19 protein-coding genes are annotated in these 23,128 nt (G+C 71.4%); 11 read left to right on the forward strand and 8 right to left on the reverse strand.

The genetic code is table 11. The features are described from left to right. Positions 1-56 precede the first annotated feature (56 nt). Complete coding sequence (locus Val02_RS37510; protein WP_203904071.1) at positions 57-647, reverse strand: hypothetical protein; 591 nt, start codon at positions 645-647, stop codon at positions 57-59. A 65-nt stretch (positions 648-712) separates the two neighbouring features. Next, on the reverse strand, positions 713-2,743 hold the full coding sequence (locus tag Val02_RS37515) for an RICIN domain-containing protein (protein ID WP_203904072.1): 2,031 nt from the start codon (positions 2,741-2,743) through the stop codon (positions 713-715). Positions 2,744-2,894: 151 nt separating this feature from the next. Here Val02_RS37515 and Val02_RS37520 point away from each other — a divergent pair, with 151 nt between their 5' ends. Together Val02_RS37520 and Val02_RS37525 are read left to right on the forward strand one after the other, a co-directional pair. Beyond that, on the forward strand, positions 2,895-3,680 hold the full coding sequence (locus Val02_RS37520; protein ID WP_203904073.1) for an RNA ligase family protein: 786 nt from the start codon (positions 2,895-2,897) through the stop codon (positions 3,678-3,680). Beyond that, entirely contained in the window at positions 3,667-4,791 is a 1,125-nt protein-coding gene (locus tag Val02_RS37525) for an AAA family ATPase (RefSeq protein WP_203904074.1), read from the forward strand. Before Val02_RS37520 ends, Val02_RS37525 begins: the two co-directional genes overlap by 14 nt. Positions 4,792-4,794: 3 nt before the next feature. Here the strand turns inward: Val02_RS37525 and Val02_RS37530 are convergent, their stop codons facing one another. Genes Val02_RS37530 through Val02_RS37540 form a run of 3 tightly spaced genes read right to left on the reverse strand, consistent with a single transcriptional unit; the run spans position 4,795 to position 7,669 of the window. Beyond that, positions 4,795-5,238: a pyridoxamine 5'-phosphate oxidase family protein gene (locus Val02_RS37530; protein ID WP_203904075.1), complete on the reverse strand. Its 444-nt coding sequence runs from the start codon at positions 5,236-5,238 to the stop codon at positions 4,795-4,797. A gap of 9 nt (positions 5,239-5,247) precedes the next feature. Beyond that, on the reverse strand, positions 5,248-6,993 hold the full coding sequence (locus Val02_RS37535) for a CehA/McbA family metallohydrolase domain-containing protein (protein ID WP_239153639.1): 1,746 nt from the start codon (positions 6,991-6,993) through the stop codon (positions 5,248-5,250). A 40-nt stretch (positions 6,994-7,033) separates the two neighbouring features. Next, a complete protein-coding gene (locus tag Val02_RS37540) occupies positions 7,034-7,669 on the reverse strand; it encodes a TetR/AcrR family transcriptional regulator (protein ID WP_203904077.1) in 636 nt (211 codons plus the stop codon). 63 nt (positions 7,670-7,732) lie between these two features. Between Val02_RS37540 and Val02_RS37545 the strand changes: the two genes are divergently transcribed. From Val02_RS37545 to Val02_RS37555, 3 genes are all read left to right on the forward strand, one after another. Further along, the gene (locus tag Val02_RS37545) at positions 7,733-8,302 is read left to right on the forward strand and encodes a hypothetical protein (protein ID WP_203904078.1); all 570 of its coding nucleotides are present in this window, start codon (positions 7,733-7,735) and stop codon (positions 8,300-8,302) included. A gap of 2 nt (positions 8,303-8,304) precedes the next feature. After that, the gene (locus Val02_RS37550) at positions 8,305-9,300 is read left to right on the forward strand and encodes a molybdopterin-dependent oxidoreductase (RefSeq protein WP_203904079.1); all 996 of its coding nucleotides are present in this window, start codon (positions 8,305-8,307) and stop codon (positions 9,298-9,300) included. A gap of 67 nt (positions 9,301-9,367) precedes the next feature. Further along, entirely contained in the window at positions 9,368-9,760 is a 393-nt protein-coding gene (locus tag Val02_RS37555; protein WP_203904080.1) for an SCO5389 family protein, read from the forward strand. Positions 9,761-9,811: 51 nt separating this feature from the next. On the opposite strand, the gene Val02_RS37560 is transcribed toward Val02_RS37555, so the two are convergent. Beyond that, positions 9,812-10,576, reverse strand: coding sequence for a class I SAM-dependent methyltransferase (locus tag Val02_RS37560; protein ID WP_203904081.1), 765 nt, complete (start codon positions 10,574-10,576; stop codon positions 9,812-9,814). 156 nt (positions 10,577-10,732) lie between these two features. Between Val02_RS37560 and Val02_RS37565 the strand changes: the two genes are divergently transcribed. Genes Val02_RS37565 through Val02_RS37580 form a run of 4 tightly spaced genes read left to right on the forward strand, consistent with a single transcriptional unit; the run spans position 10,733 to position 17,476 of the window. After that, positions 10,733-12,190: a lectin-like domain-containing protein gene (locus Val02_RS37565; RefSeq protein WP_203904082.1), complete on the forward strand. Its 1,458-nt coding sequence runs from the start codon at positions 10,733-10,735 to the stop codon at positions 12,188-12,190. 2 nt (positions 12,191-12,192) lie between these two features. Next, complete coding sequence (locus Val02_RS37570) at positions 12,193-13,740, forward strand: glycosyltransferase family 39 protein (protein ID WP_203904083.1); 1,548 nt, start codon at positions 12,193-12,195, stop codon at positions 13,738-13,740. After that, positions 13,737-16,268, forward strand: coding sequence for a glycosyltransferase family 2 protein (locus Val02_RS37575; RefSeq protein WP_203904084.1), 2,532 nt, complete (start codon positions 13,737-13,739; stop codon positions 16,266-16,268). Before Val02_RS37570 ends, Val02_RS37575 begins: the two co-directional genes overlap by 4 nt. Next, entirely contained in the window at positions 16,265-17,476 is a 1,212-nt protein-coding gene (locus tag Val02_RS37580; RefSeq protein WP_203904085.1) for a glycoside hydrolase family 26 protein, read from the forward strand. Before Val02_RS37575 ends, Val02_RS37580 begins: the two co-directional genes overlap by 4 nt. On the opposite strand, the gene Val02_RS37585 is transcribed toward Val02_RS37580, so the two are convergent. Next, complete coding sequence (locus Val02_RS37585) at positions 17,473-18,354, reverse strand: glycoside hydrolase family 16 protein (protein ID WP_203904086.1); 882 nt, start codon at positions 18,352-18,354, stop codon at positions 17,473-17,475. The genes Val02_RS37580 and Val02_RS37585 overlap by 4 nt on opposite strands. Before the next feature lie 127 nt (positions 18,355-18,481). On the opposite strand from Val02_RS37585, the gene Val02_RS37590 reads away from it, so the two are divergent. Both Val02_RS37590 and Val02_RS37595 read left to right on the forward strand, forming a co-directional pair. Beyond that, positions 18,482-19,420, forward strand: coding sequence for an MBL fold metallo-hydrolase (locus Val02_RS37590; protein WP_203904087.1), 939 nt, complete (start codon positions 18,482-18,484; stop codon positions 19,418-19,420). Positions 19,421-19,440: 20 nt separating this feature from the next. Beyond that, positions 19,441-21,090 (forward strand): GGDEF domain-containing protein, encoded by a 1,650-nt coding sequence (locus Val02_RS37595; RefSeq protein ID WP_203904088.1) that lies wholly within the window; start codon positions 19,441-19,443, stop codon positions 21,088-21,090. 73 nt (positions 21,091-21,163) lie between these two features. Here Val02_RS37595 and Val02_RS37600 read toward each other — a convergent pair whose 3' ends face one another. Next, positions 21,164-23,074 (reverse strand): PA domain-containing protein, encoded by a 1,911-nt coding sequence (locus Val02_RS37600; RefSeq protein ID WP_203904089.1) that lies wholly within the window; start codon positions 23,072-23,074, stop codon positions 21,164-21,166. Between the last annotated feature and the right edge of the window lie 54 nt (positions 23,075-23,128).

Genomic DNA, 23,128 nt, shown 5'->3' on the forward strand with positions numbered 1-23,128 from the left:
CCGGGTCGATCCGCCTGCGGCGTGACCGACCACTCCGCTGCCGGATCCGCGTCCGGCTATCCCTTGCGGGGCTGCCGTTTGCGCGGGCGGGTCGGGGCGGCCGGGCGGGACTGCTGGAGGCGGTACGCCCCCACGGCCGCCGCGCCGATGAGCAGCGCGGGCAGCGCGATCCACCAGGGGCTGAGGCCGCCGTCGTCGTCGGCCGGCGGGGCGGCGTCCGACGGAGGCTCGGGGGAGGCGGAGTTGTAGTCGCCGCAGCGCTTCTCGGTGGGGGTCGGGGTGGTGCCGGCGGGGACGACCTGCATCGGGGCCTCGCAGTTGCCGGTCGCCGGCGCGGCCATCTGCGCGGTCACCGTCCAGTCGCCGGGCGGCAGCACGCCGGCATAGCTCAGCGTCGCCTCGCCCGCCGCCACGGGGCGCAGCGGGGCCGGCCCGACCCGTTCCCCCGTGGCAGCGACCGCGAACACCGTGGCGGCCGTGCCGCTGGTGATCGGGTGACCGTCGGCGTAGGCCGCGGTGACCCAGACGGACCCGAGCCCGTCGCCGTGGACGGTGAGCACCGCCCCGCCGTGCGCGCCCGCCGCCCCCGGCAGCGCCAGGGCCCCGACGAACGCCGCCGCCGCGACCGCTCCGGCAAGACGTCGCACGTCACTTCCCTTCGCATGGAAGCGCCCCCGGCCACCAGGTGACCGGGGGCGCAATTGCCGCGATTCTATGCCTTCGCGAACGTCCAGCTCTGGTGCCGCGCACCGCTCGACTTCTGGAGCGTGAGCAGGCGCTGCTGCCAGTACTGGCCGTGGCCGACACCGATCACCAGCCCGTCGCCGGTGGTCAGCGACGTGCCGAACGCGGTCGAGGTCAGAGTGAACTCGGTCGCACCGGCGCAGTCCGTCTGGACCAGCGGCGTACCGGCGGCCGGCTTGCCCTGGTAGGCGCCGATGCAGCGGTCGGTCGCCTTGGAACGCAGGCGGAACTTCTCGGTCCCGTCCACCTTCTCCAGCTTCCACTGCTGGTTGGCCACCCCGGACGAGCGACCGGCGAGCAGCGGCGAACCGTCACCGCGGTTACCGCCGAAGAACGTCGCCACGCTGCCGTTGAGCGCGTTCGTCAGGTTGAACCACTGGCCGGCGGCCGGCGTGTTGGCCGCTGCCGGGGTGGTGACCGTCAGCGTCTTCGTCCACGGCGTGCCGTTGCTCAGCAGCACCTGGAACGTGTACGCCGTCGACGGCCGGAGCCCGGCGACGACCACACCCGCCTGGCGACCCAGGTTGTACCTGCCGCCGTTGACCACCAGCGTGTAGCGGGCGCGGTTCGGGGCGGCCGGCCAGCTCAGCCGGGTCTGCGTGGACGTGGTGGCCGTGGCGCTCAGTTCCTTGAGCGTGCCGGTGCCGTCGGTGGGGCTCGGGCTGCCGGTCGGCGACGGCGGCTTCGGCGAACCACCGGTCGGCGACGGGCCGGCGGTCGGCGAGGTCGGCCCACCGGTCGGGCTCTTCGACGGCGACGGCGACGGCGGCCTCGGGGACGGCGACTGCGTCGACGGCGACGGGCTCGGGTCGGGGTTGCCGCCGGAGCCGGAGCCCTTGATCAGGAACTCGTTGTCGGCCACGTTCCAGTTGTTCGCCAGGTAGCTGCCGGCCGACGGGTTGGTGTTGTAGTAGTCGTCGTGGTTGCAGTCGAGCTTCTGCTCGAACTTGTTGCGGTCGTTGCACTTGTAGACGATCGTCTGGCCGTTCTCCTGGTAGCACATGACGTCGTACTCGTCGTTGCAGTGACCGGCCTTGCTGCTGTTCGGCGAGTTGTTGTTGACCGCGCCGAGGTTGTGGCCCAGTTCGTGGGCGGCGGTGTGGGCGCCCCAGCAGCCGGTGTCCGAACGCCCGTACCACGGGCCGGTGTTCGACCGGTTGACCGAGCCCTTGCGGGTGTCACCGGCGAAGTAGCCGATGCCGCAGTACACCTTGGAGTCGGCGAACATCATGTACGTGCGGTCGGTGCGCCCGTAGCCCAGCTTCTTCAGGGCGTCGGCGGACTTGCCGAAGTCGGCCATCGAGCCGTCCGGCACCGCCACCTCCTGCACGTCGACCTTGCAGTCCGACGTGGTGACGTAGCGGACGTGGCGTTCGCCGCCGGTGTCCTGTGCGCTGGAGTTGTAGATCGCGTCCACGCCGGCGGCCCAGGTGCGGAACGTCTCGACGTACTTCGCGAACTGGCTCGGCGTGCTGGCGTCGCGCACGTACAGCACCTGCACGCGCTTGCCGCTCACGCCGTCGCCGTCGCAGGCGATCCCGTTGACCAGTTCGACCGCCTGGTCTCCGTCGGAGGCGGGGGCCAGCGAGACGCCGTTGTCCGCGGCGCTCTCGCCCGCGATGTCCGTGTCCTTCGGGCCCGCGACCTGGTCAGTGGCCGGAACCGTCGGGGTGTCCGCGGCGGCGGCGAGGGGGGCCGGCGTCTCCTTGAAGTTGACGCCCGGGGGCGGGGCGTCGGGGCCGTGCGTGCAACTGCCGTCGGGCAGCTTGTACGCGCCGACGCATGGGTCGCCCTTCGGCGCCGGCTGCAGGCCGGTGTACATCAGGCCCTGCTCGGGGTTGTTCGCCGGGGCGGCCTTGATCGGTTCGGGGCCGTCGTACGAGAAGTACGAGTAGAGCAGGCCACCGCCGACCGGTACGGCCGCCGCGAGCGTCAGCGCGGTGACGTAACCCGCGACGATGACGCGACGGCTTCTTCGCTTGCCGGGCTTGCCAGGCACAGTGCGGTCCTCCGGGACGGGAAAAAGGGGCGGAGGTGAAGGTAGTTCGCACTCTGTCGGGCAGTCACGATCGTTAATGGAAACCTAAGACTGATCTGGGAACTCTTATTGAGTTCGTGCAACCGGTTTATGTACTGGTTACATCGGGTGCATGTTGCGCAAGTACCCGAGGACCCCGCACCTGGAGGGCTCGCGGCTCCAGCCGGGCGACGCGGATCTCGCGCAGGTGCCGTTCGTGGAGATCGCCGGTCGGCAGCTGGTCGTCGAGGAGAAGCTCGACGGGGCCAACGCCGCGGTGAGCTTCGACGACGACGGGACCCTGCGGCTGCAGTCCCGCGGCCACTACCTGACCGGCGGGCCGCGGGAGCGGCAGTTCGCGCCGCTCAAGGCGTGGGCCTCGGTGGTCGCCGGCGCGCTGCGGCCGCGGCTCGGGGCGCGCTACGTGCTGTACGGGGAGTGGCTGTACGCCAAGCACACGATGTTCTACGACGCGTTGCCGCACTACTTCTGCGAGTTCGACGTGTACGACCGGGAGGAGGACGCGTTCCTCTCCACCGGGCGACGGGGCGAGCTGCTCGACGGGACCGGCGTGGTGTCGGTGCCGGTGCTCGCTGCCGGACGCTTTTCGCACGTCAAGGAGCTGACCGCGCACGTCGGGCCGTCGACCGTGCGCACGCCGGGGTGGCGCGACGCGCTCGCCGACGCCGCGCGTGCGGCCGGCGTCGACCCGGCCCGCGCCGCCGCCGAGTCCGACGCGAGCGACGACATGGAAGGGCTCTACCTCAAGCTGGAGGAGGGCGGGCGGGTGCGCGGGCGGTTCAAGTGGGTGCGGCCGAGCTTTCTCACGGCCGTTCTCGACTCGGGCAGCCACTGGCGGGACCGGCCGATCGTCCCCAATCGGCTCGCCGATCCCGGGGTGCTCTATGGAACGGTTTGAGGCGCTCTGCCCGACGGGTCCACAGTGGACACTCGACTGGGCGGCCGTCCGGGAGGCCTTTTCGTGGATCCGCGCGCTGGCGGGCGTTCCCCAGGACAAGATCCATCACGCGGAGGGTGACGTCGAGACGCACACCCGGATGGCGGCGGAGGCCCTCGCGTCGTTGCCCGAGTGGCGATCACGCCCGGCGGACCAGCGGACCCGGCTCTTCGCGGCCGTGCTGCTGCACGACGTCGCCAAGCCCGACTGCACCCGGCACGAGCCGGACGGCCGGATCACCGCGGCCGGCCACTCGCGCCGCGGCGACCTGCTGGTGCGGCGCATCCTGTGGGAGGCCGGCGCGCCGATCGCCTGGCGGGAGCACGTCGCCGCGCTGGTGCGCCACCACCAGGTCCCGTTCTGGGCCCTCGAACGCCCGGACCTCGACGCGATCGCCTTCCGGTGCAGCCTGGTGGCGTCCAACGAGGATCTGGCGGTGCTCGCGACGGCCGACATCCTGGGGCGGATCTGCTCCGACGCCGACGAGGTGCTGGACAACATCGCCCTGTTCCGCGAGTACTGCGCCGAACGCGACTGCCTGCACGGCCCCCGGACGTTCCCGACGGATCACGCGCGGTTCGCCTGGTTCCGCGCGCCGGGGCGGGACCCGGGGTACGCGCCGTACGAGGATCCCCGCTGCACCGTGACGGTCCTGTCGGGACTGCCCGGCTCCGGCAAGGACACCTGGATCGCCGCGCACCGCGCGGCCCTGCCGGTCGTGAGCCTCGACGCGCTGCGTTCGGCGCTGGGCGTCAGGCCGACCGACGGCCAGGGGCCGGTGATCGACGCCGCCCGCGCACAGGCCCGGGAGCACCTGCGGGCGCGGCGCTCGTTCGTGTGGAACGCCACCAACCTGTCCAAGCAGCTGCGCGACCGCTGCGTGGGGCTCGCCGCCGACTACGGCGCGCGGGTCGAACTGGTGTCGCTGGAGGCGCCGCCGGAGGTGATCCGGCGTCGCAACGGCAGCCGTGCGCATCCGGTGCCGGACGCGGTGATCGACCGGATGGCGGGCCGCTGGGAGACACCCGACCTCACCGAGGCCCACACGGTGGAGTGGATCCGGACGGGCTGAGCCTCAGGCGCGCTCGACCTTGCGCAGCCCCTGCGTCGGGGTCCACCACTCGACAACGAGCACGGTCGCCTTCTCGTCGAGGTGGGTGTGCACGACCTCGGCGATGTCGGCGACGAAGTGATCGCCGTTCTCCGTCTGCTGGGCGGTGACCCGCCCGGCGATCTTCGCCTCGCCGGGCCAGGCTCCCTCCTTGCCGTCGACCGGGTCGACCGTGGCGCTGTGCAGCGCGAACCGCGGATCGCGGCGCAGGTCCGCACCCTTGCGGGCGCCCGGCATCGAGCCGAAGACGAGCTGCCCGTCCTCGAACACCGTCTCGATGCCGGAGATGCGCGGCGACCCGTCGGCCCGCAGGGTGGCGATCGTCTTGTGCCGGTGCGCTTCGAACAGCTCCCGCACCCGCTGCGCGAACTCGGGAACGGCCCGCTCGACGTCCTGCCACGAGGTCATGCGCTCACATTAGGGTGTTCTGCGCCGATCGGCGGGGATGCCGGTGGGCGGGGCCTGCGTCAGTACCCAGACGGGGTTGGACGCCGCCACCACCCGGTCCGCCAGCCGTACCTGGGTGCGCACGTAGGTGTCCGGTCGCACGGTGACGGTTTTCTTGCCCGCGGAGGCGACCGCCGTCGACACCGACGGGGAGTCGCCGTCCCGATCGGCCCTACCCGTGACGATCTCCAGCTTGGCGCCGGACGGCAGCGACGTGGCCGAACACTCCACCTGCACCGCCGCGGAGGAGACGATCGCGGCGCCCATGGCGGGCTTCCCGCCGACGCGCAGGTCCAGGGAGCCGCGGTACTTCGCGGCGTTCACCCACCACGCGGCGCCCTTCTTCAACGCCGCCAGCAGGTCGGCGCGGGTGGTCGACGCGGCCCACACGTACGTCAGATACGGCTCGTCCGCGGCGGTCCAGTCGACGCCGTCGTGGTCGTCGGAGCCGCCGATCGCCGTGCAGAACAGCGCGTGCCGGGCCGCCACGTCGAACGCCCACAGCAGCTCGGCCCACTCCTTGCGGCCGATCTCGACGAGGTCGGTGCCGAGCATGCGGCGTTCGCGCATGAGCGTGGCGAGGGATTCCTTCTTTTCCACGTCCAGCGGGTGGTTCCAGCACACGAGCCCGCCGTGCCCGTGCAGGAAGTCGACCATCGCGGCGGTCCTGCCCGGGTCGTTGTCGCGCACCGGCGGCGACGTGAACGCCGGCATCGTCTGGTCGCCGCCGTACCAGTTCAGGTGGCGGACCAGGGAGACCTCGTACGCGCGGTACTGCACGACGTCGGCGTACTCCCTGGCGTAGGCCGCCAGCACCTCGGCGCGCAGGTCCTCGCCGGCCTGGCCGCGCCGCCGGGACCGGACGAAGAGCAGCCGGTCGACGACGTAGGAGACCTTCTCCTTCTCCTTCGCGGTCACGCCCAGCTTGAGATTGCGCAGGGCGTTGTCGCCGGCGACCAGGTCGGGCCAGAGTTTCTGCACGTCCTGGGTCAGCCACAGGGTGATCGTGCTCCACTGGCCCGGGGCCGCCGGCAGGTCCACGTAGCCGGTGATCCCGTCGGCCTTGTACTTCGGCGATCCCGTTCCGCCGATGCGGTAGCGCAGCACGTAGACGCCGGCGGAGCGGCCCTTGCGGGCGGGGTGGTGCGAGAGGTCGACCTGGAGCAGCAGCGTCCCGCCCTTCTCCTCGGGGCGGACGTCGATGCTGAGCGTGGTGTCGGCGATGCAGGCGTTGTAGGTGTCGTTCCACGCCTTGGCGGCGTACCAGAGGGTGCCGGGCCCGCCGTCGGCGGACAGCCGCAGCGCCGGCTTCTGGTCGTAGGGCGAACGCGGCTCGTCGACGAACTCCACCCTGTCGCCGGCCATCTTCCCGTCGAGCTTCTTCGTCCAGCCGAACGCCATGATCCCGTCGGGTTCGCCGGCACCGGTGAAGTGCACGGCCTGCCGGTGGTCGTGCGCGGCGACGCGGAAGTCGTGGTCGGTCCACCAGACGACGTCGACCTTGTTCTTGCGGGCCTGCGCGAGGTGCGCCTCGAAGCTCGCCTTGCCCTCGCTGAACGGCCCGTGGATGTGCGTGGCCATGCTGATCGCCCGGAGCCCGCCCGCCTCGGGCTCGGGACCGGCGCCGGTGAGCGCGGCGGCGGGGGCGAGCGCGCCGGCGACGAGGAGGGTGCGCCTGCTCGCCGCGCCCTGGAGGAGTTCGGAGGGAGAGTCCACGCTCTCGACCATCCGCCAGGGCGGGGCGGAACGGGCGGATTTACGGAAAATGCACCGTTGCGCCGAGGCCGGAGAGTACCGCCCGTACCCCCTCGGTGAGCACTTTTTCGCCCGATTCGGTGGAGTCGATCAGCCAGCCGGGCAGTGGCCGGTGGTCGGCGTGGGTCAACTCGATGCTGGTCAGGCCGTGCATGGCCGTCCACAGCAGGTAGGCCGGGCGGTCGGGCGCGTCCCCCGGGAGGGTGCCCCGCTGTTGCGCTTGTCGCACCTCGTCCACCAGGAGGGTGAACGTCATCCCGAGCGCGTCCGCGCGCAGCTGCGGCGACGGGTCGAAGTCGGGCAGCGGCCGTTCGAACATCAGCGCGTAGAGGGCCGGGCTGCCGAGCGCGAAGCGCCGGTACGCGAGCGCCAGCCCCACGATGCGGTCCTCGCCGGCCGGCACGTCGACGAGCGCGGCCCGCAGCTGCTCGAACCCGCGCCGGTACACCGCCTCGAGCATGCCGTTACGCCCCCCGAACCGGCTGTAGATGCCCATCGTCGAGGAGCCCGCCTGCTCGGCCACGCGGCGCACGGTCAGCTCCGCGGCGCCGTGCCCGTGCAGCACCCGCAACCCGGCCGCGATGAAGCGTTCGCGCAGGTCGGCGCAATCTAACGAAGTCCTTACCGGCCTTGCCACGCTGCAAACGTACCCAATAACGTGCGTTATCACAGATGTCATCGGAGCTGGAGGGATCAGCACATGCGAACCGGCGCGCTCTACCGCATCGCCGCCGTGGCCGGGGTGGCCTGCGCGGTCATCCTGGTGTTCAACTCGTTCCGCCGCGGCGGGGCCATCCCGGAGAACGGCCTCACCCACACCGTCGCCCCGTTCGGCGCACTGGCCGGCATCTTCGCGCTCAGCGGGCTGTACCTCTATCAGCGCGTCAAGGCGGGCACACTCGGCACCGTGGCGTACGCACTGAACGCCGCCGGGCTGGCCGGCGCGTTCGCGATCGAGTACATCCGGCACTTCGTCTTCCCGAACCTCGACCGGTCGACCGTCGACGCCCTGGTGGCGGGCGGCTCGACGCGCACGGCGTTCCTGGCGACGGCGTTCACGCTGATCGTCGGCGCGCTGCTCTTCGGCGTGGCGAGCTGGCGGGCGGGTGCCTATCCGCGCCCGGCCGTGCTCCTCTACTCCCTGGGGCTGGTGCCGGGCTCGCTCGCGGGTGCCGTTCCCGAGATCGTCTATCTGGGCGGCCTCTGCACGGCGGCCGTCGGGGTCGCGTGGATGTCCCTCGCCCTCTACCGCGCACCCGCGCCGGCCTGAACATGAAGGCCCGGACCACCAACCTCGCGCTGCTCCTGACGCTGGTGATCACGTTCGCCACCGGCGTCGGGGCGGTGGCGAGCGGCACCGCGCGCGGTCGCTGGGTGGTGATCGCCCACGGCGTCGCCGGGTTGCTGCTGGTCGCGCTCGCCCCGGCCAAGGCGCGGGTGGTCCGGGCCGGCTTGCGCCGAGCCCGGCCGGGTCGGTGGTTCTCCCTGCTCCTGATGCTCCTGGTGATCGCCGCTCTCGTCCTCGGTGTGTCGAACGCCCTGGGCGCGCCGCGCACCGTCGCCGGCCTCGACGTGCTGTACCTGCACATCGCGACGGCCCTGGCGCTGGTGCCACTGCTGCTGTGGCACCTGGTGGCGCGCCGGTTCGCGCCGCGGCGCACCGACGTCTCCCGGCGGTCGGCGTTGCGCCTCGGCGGCCTGGCCCTCGCCGCGGGTGCCATATATACGGTGTCGAACCTGCCGGTGCTGCCGGGCGCCCGCCGCCGGTTCACCGGTTCCTACGAGCGCGGTTCGTTCGAGCCCCGCGCGATGCCGAACACCATCTGGCTGAACGACACCGTCCCCGACATCGACGCCGCGGACTACCGCCTGGTGCTGCCCGACCGGGTGCTGACCCTGTCCGAGCTGGAGTCCGGCGCGGTCACCCGGCGGGCGCTGCTGGACTGCACGTCGGGCTGGTACGCCGAACAGGACTGGACCGGCGTGCCGCTCGCCGCGCTCCTGGCGCCGGATCTACTGTCCGGGCGCGGTGCCCGCAGCGTGGTGGTGCGTTCGCACACCGGGTACCGGGTGCGGCTGCCCGTCGCTGACCTGCCGCACCTGCTGCTGGCCACGGGAGTGGGCGGGCGGGCGCTCTCCCCGGGGCACGGCTACCCGGTGCGCCTCGTGTGTCCGGGCCGGCGCGGGTTCTGGTGGGTCAAGTGGGTCGACCGCGTCGAACTCTCGGACGCGCCGGCCTGGTGGCGGCCACCCTTCCCGGTGACATGACCCTTCCCGCTAATGGAAACCGTTACCATGTGCGTTAACGGATCTTCCCGACAGCGAGGAGCTGCACATGTCCCTGACCGTTTCCGACGATCTGCTCGCCGCCGCCGAACGCGGTGACGTCTCCGACGCGGAGTTCGTCGCGTGCGTGCGCGACTCGTTGCCCTACGCGTGGCAGGTGATCAGTGGCGTGGCCGCCGACCTCGACGCGAACGCCGCCGACTTCGCGGACAACGAAGTCCCTCCGCCGTCGGAGACCGAGCGTGGCCAGCTGCTGCGCGCGCTCGCCAGCGACGCCATCCGCGGCGGCCTCGAACGGCACTTCGGCGTGAAGCTCGCCTTCCAGAACTGCCACCGCGTGGCGGCGTTCCGGCCGTCCGCGGTGGACAGCGAGCGGTACCGCCGCTTCATCTCCCCGCGCGGTCAGCTGCTCAACCAGTCGCCCGAGCTGCGCGACTGCTGAACGTCCCGCGAGGCCGCGTCCCGACGTGCCGGGGCGCGGCCTCGTGCCGTCTCAGGCCACACTCACCACGGCCGCGTCCGCGCCGCCCCGCCACAGCGTGCCCACCTCGGCGAACCCGGCCTTGCGCAGCGCCTCCCGGTGCCAGCCGATCGGCACCAGCGTCTCGTTGTGGTCGGCCCGGGGAAACAGCTTCTCCCGCTCGGCGGCCAGCGGGCCGAGCACCGAGTCGTCGGTGACCCGCTTCCACCAGTCCTGCCACGAGAGCACGGTGCCCGCCCGGTAGCGCGCGTCGCGCACCCGGTCCGCCCGGCCGGTCAACCGCGCGGTGAGGCCGGGCAGGTCGTCGTCGGGCATGCGGTCGGCATTCACGAAGATGCCGCCGGGGCGGAGCAGCCCGTGGATCTCCGAGTAGAGGGTCGCGAGCCGCGTCTCCTCGATCCAGTGCAGGGCGGTGGCCGTCAACACCGCGTCGTACCGCCGGTGCGGAAGCGCCGCCGTCCAGCCCGGGTCCCCGAGATCGGCGCTCACCACCGTCGCCCGCCCGGACAGACTCGCCCGCGCCACGGCCAGCGTCACCGGATCCAGGTCGAGCACGGTCACGTCCGCGTCGGGGAGCCGGTCGAGCGCCCGCAGTGATATGGAACCGGTCCCGCCGGCGAGGTCCAGCAGCGTCACCGACCCGTCGGCGACCGCCTGGACGGCGTCCAGCATCGCGGCGAACCGGTGCTCCCGGTCCGGCATGTACGCCTCCTGCTGCCGATCCCAGCTCTCCTGCCACGCCTGCGGATCCGGCACCTGCGTGATGTAAGGACTCATGTTCCAGCACGCTACTTACGTTCCGAGAACCTGTCGAGGCTTGTTGCACATCTTTTGCAAGAAGGATTCCGGGGCGGTGGGCGGATTGCCCTTGTTCATCAAAAGTCGCCAAATCGCTATTCGCCGCTGTCGCACAGCGCTGGTAGCCTGCGCCACGTGACGCAGCATGGGGGATACGGGCCGGACGAGGCGGGTAACCCGGGAGGGCCGCAGGGGCACCCCGGGCAGTCGCCGTGGGGCAGTCATCCGGCAGGCCCGCCGCAGGCGGGGATCAACGGTGCGCCGCCCCTGCCGGTGCCGCCCGTCCAGGGGCAGCCCGGGCCGGGCGTTCCGCCGCTGCCGCCGCCACCCGTGACCGCGCCCGGCCAGGCGCCGTGGGCCCCCGCGCCCGCCCCCGGGCCGGTATCCACGCCGCCGAATGTCTACCGGCCGGCCGACCCGCACCCGCAGCAGGGCGCCTACCCGGTTCCGCCGCAGCAGCAGTCGGGGGCCTACGCGGTGCCCGTTCAGCAGGCCGGGGGGTACCCCGCGCCGGTGCAGCCGATGCCGCCGCAGCCGCCCGTGTACCACTCGCAGCCGGGCAGCGGGCAGGTGCCGCCGCCCTGGGGCGCACCCGTGTCGCCGATGTCGTCGCCGCCCGCCAGCGGGCCGCCCGCCCAGCGCGCACCCGTCTCGGGCGCCGGCAGCTGGGACACGCCGGCGTCGCCCGCCTCCGCGCCGCCCGGCATGGGCCCCGGCAACTGGGACACCCCGGTCAGCAGCGCCGCCACGGGCAGTTCCTGGACCGGCTACTCCGACGAGCGTTCGAGTGAGCCCGAGGGCGGCTGGGAGCGGCGCATCGAGCCGTCCCCGGAGGAGCCGTCCCGCCGCGGGCCGCTGCTCATCGGCGCGCTCGCCGGGTTCCTGGTCGGCGCCATCATCTTCGGGACGGTGGGCTACCTCGCCGGCACCGAACGCGGCGACGAGGGCACGCCCGCCGCGGCCGCCGGACCGAGTTCCTCCAGTGCGCCGGCCACGAAGAGCGCCAACGTCAGCGCGCCGCCGACCGGCTGGAAGCAGAGCGGCGACGCCAAGATCGAGGGCGGCAAGCTCGTGCTCACCCCCGCCGAGAAGGAGAAGACCGGCGCGGTCATCTACCAGACGCCGATCGTCACGGCCGGGCTGCGCGCCAAGTTCACGATCCGCTGCGCCGACGGCGACGGCGGCGACGGGGTGGCGTTCCTGCTGCTCGACGCCGGCAAGACCAAGCCCGACAACGCGCTCGGGCAGGGCGGCGGCGGACTCGGCTTCTCCGGCCAGGCCGGTGTCGCCGTGGCGTTCGTGACCTACCCACAGGCCGACGGGCCGAAGAGCGCCTTCGTCGGCATCTCCACCGCCGGCAACGGCCGCAACCTCACCTACCTCGTGACCTCCACCTCCATCCCGGACCTGCGCAGCGGCGAGCACGAGGTCGAGGTGGTCATCGCCAACGGCGTCATCACGGTCACGATCGACAAGACCAAGGCGCTCGAAGGGGCGGCAGCGGTGCCGGCCAACGCGTACGTCGGTTTCTCCGGCGCGACCGGTGGACGGACCGATCTCCACGAAGTCAGCAAGGTCGATTTCAGCTACTGAGCATGCAGCAGACCACTGAGGACGAGGCGACCTCGAACGCGGCGACCTCGCTGATCCCGGCGGTCCGCGACCCGGCCCCGCGCCGGGATCCGTGGGCCGAGTCGGCCGACCCCACCGAGGAGGAGGTCGGCAGCCACCGCGCGTACCGGTGGCCCGGGTTGGCGTGGCTGGTCCCCGGTCTCCTCATGGGCGGGATCGGCGCCGCCGGCGTCCAGCGGCCGGGGCTGTGGGCCGACGAGTTCGCCACCTGGGGCATGACCACCGTGTCGTGGTCCGAGGGGCTCAAGGTGCTGCGCTGGGTCGACGCGGTCATCGGCCCCTACTACGGGCTGATGAAGGCGTGGACCGACGCGTTCGGCAACTCCGACGTGTCGCTGCGGATCCCGTCGGTCATCGCGATGGCGTTCGCGGCCGCGCTCGTGGGCGCCATCGGCAACCGCGTGTACGGGCTGCGGGTCGGGCTGCTCGCCGGTGCGATCTTCGCCGTGCTGCCGGGCGCGTCGCGGTTCGCCCAGGAGGCGCGGCCCTACGCGTTCACGGTGCTCGGGGCCGCGGTCGCGACCTATGCGCTGGTGCGGATCCTGCAGGGCGGGCGGTTCCGCTGGTTCGCGGCGTACACGGCGGGCATCGCGCTGCTCGGCGTCGCGCACGTCATCGCGCTGCTGCTGATCGCCGCGCACGCGTGGGTCATCCTGGCCCGGCGGCGGGACCGGTGGTTCTGGTTCGGGCTCGCGGCGTTCATCGGGATCCTGCCGGCCGCGCCGCTGCTGTACCTCGGGCAGACGCAGAAGTCCCAGGTCGCCTGGATCGGGTCGTTCTACCTGACGCCCGAGGCGTTTCTGGAGACCGGGTTCGGCAACGCGTGGGTGGCCGTCGCGATCGGGGTCATGGCGCTGTTCGCGCTGGCGCTGCGCTACCCGTCGTCGATCTTCACCGCCTGGGCCGTCGTGCCGCTCGTCGCGCTGCTCGGGCTCTCCGAGTACATGCCGCTGCTGCTGCCCCGGTACCTCATGTTCACGCTGCCGGCGTTCGCGCTGCTGGCGGGCACCGCGCTGAGCCGGCCGCACTCGCTGGCCGCGATCGCCGGTGTCGCACTGGTGGCCGGCCTGGCGGTGCCCGTTCACCTGGAAATCCGGGAGGTGGACGGGCACGGTGACGCGACCCGCGAGCTGGCGTCGGTGATCACCGACGGATACCGGCCCGGGGACGCGATCGTCTACGCGGAGGGCGACGCGTTCGTGGGCAGCGGCTGGTTGCCCCGGGACACGGTGGCCCACTACGTGCCCACCGCCCGACGGCCGCGGGACGTGTTCATGATCGCGCCGCCGCGCACCGACGGCACCCTGCTCGCCAAGGAGTGCCCGCAGGCCGCCTGCCTGCCCGAGATCCTGCCGCCGCGCATCTGGGTGCTGCGCCTGGGCTACCTCAACGACGCCGTGCAGGGCGTCGGCGAGGAGAAGGAAAGCCTGCTGCGCACGAAGTACCGCGAGGAGCGCACCTGGCGGCCCGCCGGCTTCACGTTGGCCCTCGTCGTGCGGAACAGCTCATGAGGGCGGTCGCGGGGGTCAGCCGCCGCAACCGGGAGAACACCCGCGAGCGCCTCAACCTCGGTGCGCGGTTCGCGTATGTGGACTGTGCCGAGACGGCCGGGCCGCTGCGCACCCCCGAGGACGAACAGCAGCCGGTGCGCATGCGGCACGTCGCGCACTGGTCCTCGCGCATCGTGCTGACCCTGCTCGTGCTGCTGAGCACCGGCACCGGGCTGCTCTTCGTCGGCTGGCTGCTGCTGCCCCACCACATCCCCGGCGCCGGCCAGGGGCCGTGGGCCGGCTGGTCGATCATGGTCGCCCGGGTGGCGTTCGTGCTGATGGTGACTGTCGAGATCGTGCGGCTGATCCAGAACATCACCGTGTGGATCTTCGCGTACTTCGCGAAGGACCCGATCCCGATGGATCCCCCGATCGCCCTGCGCGTGGCGCTACTGACCACCATCGTCCCGTCCCGCGAGCCGATCGAGGTCGTCGCGCGCACCCTGCGCCGGATGAAGGACATCGTCTACTGCGGGCACGTCGACGTCTGGATCCTCGACGAGGGCGACGACCCCGACGTCAAGAAGATGGCCGCCGAACTGGGCGTGCGCCACTTCAGCCGCAAGGGCATCCCGGAGTACAACCAGGAGTCCGGCCAGTTCCGCGCGCGGATGAAGTCCGGCAACCACAACTCGTGGCGGGCGCAGCACGAGGACGACTACGACGTCGTCGTCAACCTCGACCCGGACCACGTGCCGCTGCCGAACTTCCTCGAACGCACGCTCGGCTACTTCCGCGACCCCGACGTCGCGTTCGTCGTCGCGCCCCAGGTCTACGGCAACATGTACGAGAACTGGGTGGTGCACGGCGCCTCGGCCCAGCAGTACGTGTTCAACGGGATCATCGAACGCGCCGGCAACGGCCTCGACGCCCCGATGCTCATCGGCACCAACCACCTGTACCGCCCGGAGCCGTGGCGGCAGATCGGCGGGTACCAGGACTCGATCATCGAGGACCACCTGACCAGCATGCGGGTGCAGGCCACCGACAACCCCGCCACCGGCAACCGCTGGAAGGGCATCTACACGCCCGACGTGGTCGCGATCGGGGAGGGGCCCGCGTCGTGGGCCGACTACTTCAGCCAGCAGACCCGGTGGGCCACCGGCATCTGGGAGATCCTGCTCAGCCGCAAGCGGGGGATGCCGCGCGAACTGAAGTTCCGCCAGCGCTTCTTCTACGGGCTGCTGCAGTTCTACTACCCGAGCGTCGGGTTCAGCCTCTTCCTCAGCAACGTCGCGACCGCCGTGTACATGTTCTTCGGGCAGGGCGCGATGAAGCAGGCGCCGCCGGAGACCTGGCTGACGCTGTGGGCGTTGAGCCTCGGCAGCTGGTTCTGCCTCTGGTTCTTCCTGCGCCGGTACAACATCGCCGAGCACGAACGCGAAGAGGTCGGCATGCTCGGCATGGCGCTGTCGCTCTTCGCGGGACCCGTGTACCTGTCGGCCGCGGTGAGCGCGATCCTGCGCCGGCCGTTGACGTTCAAGGTGACGCCCAAGGGGCACATGCGCTCGGCGGAGTCGATCGGGACGTTCCGGCTGCACCTGCTGTGGGCCGTGGTGGGCGGGGCCATGCTGGGGGCCAGTTTCTGGCTGCACCACGACCATGCGGCGCTGCGGATCTGGAGCGGGCTCACGGTGTTCACCGGGATCGCGCCGCCGGTGATCGCGCTCTGCTCCGGCGTGCGGGCCTGGTGGCGGCGGCGCGGCACCGTCGAGGAGCCGGTGGTCGTGCCCGAACTGGACGAGGCCGGGCGGGAGATCGGGCCGGGCGGGCCCGGTGCGGAGCCGGTCTTCGAGGTGCCGGCGGTGCCGGTGCGGGGCACGGCCTTCATTCCGCAGCAGCGGCGGGCGCCGGACCTGGCGACGATCGTGCCGCTCGGTGGGGCGCCGGGGTCGTCGCCGGGGGATCAGCCCGATGCGGCCCCGGCTTCCGCGGACTTCTCGGCTTCCTCGGCCCTTTCGGCTTCCGAGGACCCCGTGGATTCCGAGGTGACGCAGCGGGTGCCGGAGCCGGCGCCCGCGGAGGAGACGCAGCGGGTGCCGGCGGCGGTGTTCGAGGCGGCGGCCCTGGCGGTGTCCGGGCCGGTCGCGACCGACCCCGCGGCTCCCGAGCCGGTGTTGCGCAGTGCGAGCCAGCCCGAGGCGGTGTTGCGCGGCGGCAGCCGTCCCGAGGCGGGGTGGCCCAGTGCGGGCCGGCCGGAGGCCGGGTCGCGTGGCGCGGGCCAGCCGGAGGTCAGGCTCTCGGGTGAGCGCGAGTCGCCGGTGCGCAGCACCTGGTTCGAGTCGGCGCCGCGGCCGCCCGTCGAGCCGGAGGACGCCACCCAGGAGATGCCCCGGGTCGCCGACGCGATCACCGCCGTGCTGCCGGCCGTTCGGCTGCGGGCGCCGGTGCCGCCGCCCGGCCCCGAGGACGATGCGGAACCGACCGTCGGTGGCTGGTTCAGCGCCACACCGCAGCCGACGGGCTCCGGGACGGGGGCCACGCCGTGACCAAGCTGACGCTGCCGCGCGTCGCCGCGCTCCTCGTGATGCTGCTGCTCGCCGGGTACACGTTCTTCCTGGCGCCACGCATCGCCGGGCTTCCGGGTGAGACACCGGCCCTCGCCGGTCCGGCGTGGGTGCCGGAGCCGACGGACCAGCCCGCCAAGCGGCCGCAGTTCCCGCCGGTGAACAGGGCCTTCCTGGGCATCGCCACCTCTGCGGGCTACCACGACTTCAAGGTGTTCGACGAGTTCGCGGCCGCCACGAAGCACAAGCCGAACGTGCTGATGTTCACCGCCGGGTGGGCGTCGGACCAGTTCGACCGGCAGGGGATCGACCGGATCGCGTCCCGGGGCGTCATGCCGGTGATCAGCTGGGAACCGTGGGACCCGTCCGCGCCGGTGCAGTCCGACAACTCCCGCAAGAACCAGCCGAAGTACCAGCTCAAGCGCATCATCGCGGGCGAGTACGACGGCTACATCCGCAACTGGGCGCGGGGTGTCGCCGGCCTGCCGTACCAGGTGGGCATGCGCCTCGCCCACGAGATGAACGGCTTCTGGTACCCCTGGTCGGAGCAGTCCAACGGCAACACGCCAGGCGAGTACGTGCAGATGTGGCGGCACGTGCACGACATCTTCGAGCAGGTCGGCGCCCAGAACGTGCTGTGGATCTGGAGCCCGAACGTCACCTACACCGGCGCGACACCGATCCCGCCGCTGTACCCCGGCGACAAGTACGTCGACTGGATGGGCCTGTCCGGCTACTACGGCACCGAGGGCACCGAGGGGTACCGCAGCTTCGCGGACACATTCGCGGCGAGCCTGGACATCCTGCGTTCCATCGCGTCGAAGCCGATCGTGATCACCGAACTGAGCGCCACCGACAAGGACGCGCGCAAGGCGGAGTGGATCAGGGACATGTTCGCGACGCTGCCGTCGTATCCGGACGTGTTGGGCACGATCTGGTTCGAGGCGGTGCGGGAGGCCGACTGGCGCATCGGCACCAACCCGGGTGCCGCGCAGGCGTACGCGGGTGGCGCCGACGACGTTCGCTACGCGACCACGTGGACGCCGGACTCGGCGGCCCGCCTGGAGGCCCCGCAGCCCGCGCCGCCGCCCCCGCCGCCACCCCCGTCGTCGGCGCCCCCGCCGTCGTCCCCGAAGGCCAACCCGACGAAGTCCCCGACCAGGCGCCCACCGACGACCACCCGCCGTTAGGCGGAGGGGGTCGGGCTCGCTCCGGGGCGGGTGTCCCAGTCGTGGACGTGGACGTAGTCGACGAGCATGCGTTGCGGGAAGACCGCGTCCGCCGCCGGATACCCCGGCCACTTTCCGCCGACCGCCAGGTTGACCACGATGAAGAACGGTCGGTCGAACGCCCAGCGGTGCCCGTCGGTGTCGGCCGTGGTGATCTTCTTGTACTGCACGCCGTCGACCGAGTAGGCCAGGCTGTCCGGGCCCCAGTGCAGCGTGAACACGTGGAAGTCGTCGGAGAACGAGCGTCCGTCGGGCAGCGTGTACTTGCCGCCGCGGCCGTACCCGGGCCCGTGGATGCTGCCGTAGATCACCCCGCGTTCCTTGCCGGGGAACTCCATGATGTCGATCTCCCCGCACTCGGGCCAACCGACGTCGTGGATGTTGTCGCCGACCAGCCAGAACGCGGGCAGCATGCCGCGACCCGGCGGCACCTTGATGCGCGCCTCGAAGACCCCGTACCGCTGGGTGAACTTGCGTGCCGTGCTGAGCCGCCCGGAGCTGAACTCGCACGGGCCGTTCCAGCACTCGTGCGAACGGTCGGGGGTGCGCAGCGCGGTGATGACGAGGTTGCCGTTGCCGTCCAGGGCCGTGTTTTCCCGGCTCGACGTGTAGAACTGCGACTCGTTGTTGCCCCAGCCGACGCTGCCGACGTCGTAGCTCCAGCGGGTCTGGTCCGGCGCGGAGCCGAACTCCCCCTCGAAGTCCTCCCGGAAGGACATCCCGCCGGTCACCGGCGCGGCCGGCACCTGGATGTCCGGGATCTCCTGCGCGCCCGTCACGACCGGCGGCTCGCCACAGGCGCCGAGCAGCAGCGACAGCGGAAGGAGGAGGAGAGCCAAGCGCATCCTGCGGGGCACCCGGCCTCCCTTCGGCGAGAATCTGCGCGGCCAGCCTAACCGACAATCCTGAATGTCTCCGGTCTACTCTGTGCCGGTAAACCGCCCGTCGACGACAGGAGCACAGGCTGTGAGTACGTCGCACGACGACCGCGAACCGCTGGCGCCGCCGAAGGTGGAGGATCTCGGCGGTGGGCTGTACGCCTACATCCAGCCGAACGGCACGTGGTTCATCAACAACACCGGGTTCCTGGTGTCGCGCACGGGAGTGATCAGCGTCGACGCCTGCTCGACGACGCGGCGCACGATCGCGTACCGGGAGGCGATCGGCCGGGTCACGCCGCAGCCCATCCGCACGCTGGTCAACACGCACAGCCATCCGGATCACACGGTCGGGAACAACCAGTTCGGCACGGCCACGATCGTCGGGCACGAACAGACCCGCCGGGAGACGCTGGTGCCGTTCCCGATGGCGCCGGGCATCTTCGAGCCGTTCGACATGGGGGACACCACCCCGGCGCCGCCGTTCCTCACGTACACGGACGGCGTGACGCTGTGGAGCGACGACCTGCGCGTCGAGGTGAAGTACGTCGGCACGCCCGCGCACACCACGAACGACTCGATCATCTGGGTGCCGGAGCGCGGTGTGCTGTACGCGGGCGACCTGCTGTTCAACGGGGGGACGCCGTTCCTCGTGTCGGGGTCGCTGTCGGGCGCGATCGAGGTGCTGGAGACGGTGATCGCGCCGCTCGGCGCCACCACGATCGTGCCGGGCCACGGGGAGCTCACCGGACCGGATTTGATCGAACCGACGCTGGCCTACCTGCGGTTCGTCCAGGAGACCGCGAAGGGCGCCCACGCGGCGGGGCTCACCCCGCTGGAGGCCGCCCGCGAGACCGACCTCGGCGACTACGCCGGCTGGCACGACAGCGAACGCATCGTCGGCAACCTGCACCGCGCCTACGCGGAGATCGACGGGAAGCCGCGCGGGGTGCCGCTGGACATTCTGGCGGTGCTGACCGACATGGTCACCTACAACGGCGGCAGGCCGCTCACCTGCCGCGCCTGAGGCCGCTGCCGAGCGCTCAAGTGCGGGCTCCTGCCGTCGATCTGGCCGGCATGGGTCAAGAGAGCAGGATCGACGAGGCCGCGCGGGACGCGGTTCTCGACGCGTTGCGCCGGGACTGCCCGGGAGCGCACGTCGTCGCGATCGCACCCAGTGGGCTGTTCGTCCCGATGCCGGCCGACGTCGCGCTCGGCACGTGGCAGCTGATCAGCGGCCCGACGTCCGCGCTGGCTCTCGTCGTTCCCGAGGACAACATCCTGGTCATCGACGCCTGGGAGCGGACCCTCCGCACCGGCGCGGTCAACCTCCTCGTCCGACCGCTCGCCGACCCCGCGCAGCAGGTGCGCCTCCACTTCATCGACATGACCCACCGCCACGGCGTGCTGCTCGGCTTCCTGACCGGGTTCGAAGCGGCGGACGACGGGCCCGACCTCGACGGGGTCGCGCCGATCAGGCCCAAGGTTGCGGTCATGCGCAAGGACGGTATGGCGGTGATCCAGGAGGTCGACGACGCCGCGACGCTCATCCTCGGCTGGACCCGGGAGGAACTCCTCGGCCGCCGCACGCTCGACCTCGTGCACCCCGACGAGCACCAGGTCGCCATCGACAGCTGGGTGAGCATGCTGACCCGGCCGGGCGGCACGGGCCGGATCCGCCTGCGGCACCGGCACCGGGACGGGCGGTGGATCTGGTTCGAGGTGACCAACCACAACCGCCTCGCCGACCCGGAACACGGCTACGTGCTCGCCGAACTGCTCGACATCACCGAGGAGATGGCCGCCCAGGAGGCGCTTCGCGCCAGCGAACAGCTGCTGCGCCGGCTCACCGAGTCGCTGCCGGTCGGCGTCGTGCAGATCGACCAGGATCTCCGCGTGGTCTACCACAACGAGCGCGCCAACCGGCTGCTCGGCCGGCCGGTCGAGCAGTACCGCGACGCCGTGGCGCCGGGTGACCGGACGGAGGTCGACGACGCGCTGCGCGCCGTTCTCGCCGACGGGGTCGACGCCGATCTGGAGGTCGGTCTGGTGCACCCGTTCAGGGGGACGCGGCGGCTCACCGTCAGCCTGCGGGCGCTCTCCGGCTCCTCGGGTGCCGTCACCGGGGCGATCATCAGCCTTGCCGACATCACCGAGGACGTGCGGATGCGCGAGGAACTGAAGTACAGCGCGATGTTCGACTCGTTGACCGGCTGCCGCAACCGGGCGTCGATCCTCGGCGGGCTCGCCGGCTACCTGGACCTGCCCGCGTGCGAGAACTCCGGCGTCGCGGCAGTCTTCGTCGACCTCGACAAGTTCAAGCAGGTCAACGACAGGCTCGGGCACGCCGCCGGCGACGCGCTGCTGGTGCACGTGGCGAACCGCCTCAGGGCAGCCGCGCGCCACGCCGATCTGGTGGGCCGGCTCGGCGGCGACGAGTTCCTCGTGGTGGCGCGCGACGTGGCGAGCCCGGCCGACGCGCGGATGTTCGCCGAGAAGCTCGCGACCGCGATCTCCGCCGGCACCGTCGACCTGAACGGCGAACCCGTCCGGCCGGAGGGCAGCGTCGGCGTGGCCTGGTCGCTCCCCGGGGACCTCGACGCGGACGCCCTGATCGCGGCGGCCGACGAGGCGATGTATCGCGCCAAGCGCACCCACGAGGTCGCCCTGGCCAACGGCACCCTCGCCCGCGCCTGAGCCGACGGACGCGCGTAAATAAAGAAAAGATGGCGGGCCCCGAAGGACCCGCCACTCGCTACTAGAAGATCAACTACACGTCCGGCTGGAAGATGTAGAGGCCGAAGTCGCGGTCACTTGCCAGGACGTACCGCTTGGCGCCGATCTTGTGCACCTCGACGCCCCAGAAGTTGTTGCCGCCCTGGTCGATGAACTTCCCGACCTCCTTCAAGCCGTTGTTGCCGTACTTGAAGATGCGGAAACCGCCGGCGTAGTAGCTGACGTACGCCAGCTGCTTGTCCGGGTCCAACGCCACCTCGTGCACCGACAGGTCGCCGTAGCCCGACGAGAACGACGGGTTCTGCGCCTCCGGGATGGCGTAGGTGTCGATCTGGCGGATCGAACCCTTCGCGCCGCGCTTACCCGGGATGTCGGTCTTGAACAGCCGCAGGTAGCCCCAGCCGTCGAAGACGGCCTTGATGTCGGCCGCCTGCGCGGTGGCACCGGTGGGCGTCGCCGTGGTGCAGGCGTTCGCCGACGTGACGCCCTGCACGCCGAGCAGCTGCAGCCCGGCGAGCCGGTTGGCGAACACGAACGGGATGGTGCCGTTGGCCGACATGCTCACCTGGCCGAGGCAGTCGTCCCGCTGCGCGTTGAACACGATCCCGGCCGTGTAGCCGGCCGCCACGATGGTGTCGAGCTTCTCCTGGAAGCTGCACACCCCGCGTTCGATCAGCGCGATGCCGGTGCCCGGTGCGACCGTGCCCGCACAGGCCAGCCCGACGAACGTGGGCGTCCCGATGATGCTCGTCTCCGCGCTCACCGGTGCGGCACCCGGGCCGGGCGTCGCCGTGAAGTCCGTACCGGCGTAGGGACCGGAGGTCACCTTGGCCACCACGCGGTACGGGTTGAAGTCCTCGTCGGCCGCGACCAGGAACTTCGTGTCCGGGGAGAGTTCGGACTGGTGCCCGTTGCCCTCCGGGGAGATGGTCTTGCCGCGCTTGCGCTGCTCCTCGTCGACCGTCGCGAAGTCCGACTCCGTGATCAGCGAGACGTTGCCCGGCGTCGGGTCGGTCACGTCGAGCATCACGTAGCCGCCGTCCCAGTACGACATGTTCATGACGTACCGGCCGCCGACCCGCTGGACCATCATGTCGTGCGAGAAGACCGACTGGAGGTTGTTGGGCTCGGGCTGCCCGACGTTGAACGGCTCCGCGTCGAGGTTGAGCGTGTCGTTGACCAGCACCGGGTTGTACGGGTCGGTGATGTCCAGGATGTCGATGTCGGTGGCCTCTTCATCGTCCACCAGCACCACGTAGGTGCGGCCGTTGAAGATGTTCGTCCAGGCGAACTGGCTGTGCACCTGGTTGGCCTGGTCCTCGATCGTCACGCCGTCGGCGGCCGTGTAGTCGCCCGCGTGCGCGACGATCAACTTCGGGTGCTCAGGGTCCTTGATGTCCCAGATGTTGATCCCGCCGCGGGTCCGCGGAGCCGTGGGCGCCCCCGCGGTCGGGCAGGTCTCGTTCTGGTGGATGAACAGCGGGCCCTTGTAGTAGCGGTTGTAGATCGAGATGACGTCCGAACCCTCGCCGGCGTAGTTGCCCGCATCGGTCGGCATGAACGCCGACTTGACCTCGTAGGGCCGCCGTGGGTCCTTCATGTTGATGACGTGGGCGCCCGTGTTCTCACACGTCGGCTCCCGGAACGCCGTCAGGAACGCGTAGTTCCCGTACGCCGAGACATCCGCGATCCGGCCCAGGTTGCCGGTCCCCGACGGATTGGTCACCTCGGCCTTCCCGACCAGCTTCACGCCCCTGCTGGTCGGGTTGAGCCCCGCGTGCTGTTGCGGACTGCTCTTCTCGTTGTCCCGGACAACCCCTTCACCGGGGAACATCTCCCGGCCGCCGCCACCGTGGTCAGGGTGGGCGGACGCCGGTGTTGCCGGCGCGATCAGCGCGACGAGCAACACCAGAGGGGCGGTCAGTGCTAACCGCCGTTTCTGCATGACCAGAATTTGATGGCCGTCGCTTCGGGCGTCAAGGGTTTTGACTGAGGTCTA

It is taken from the genome of Virgisporangium aliadipatigenens (genome assembly GCF_016863615.1).
Lineage (GTDB): Bacteria > Actinomycetota > Actinomycetes > Mycobacteriales > Micromonosporaceae > Virgisporangium > Virgisporangium aliadipatigenens.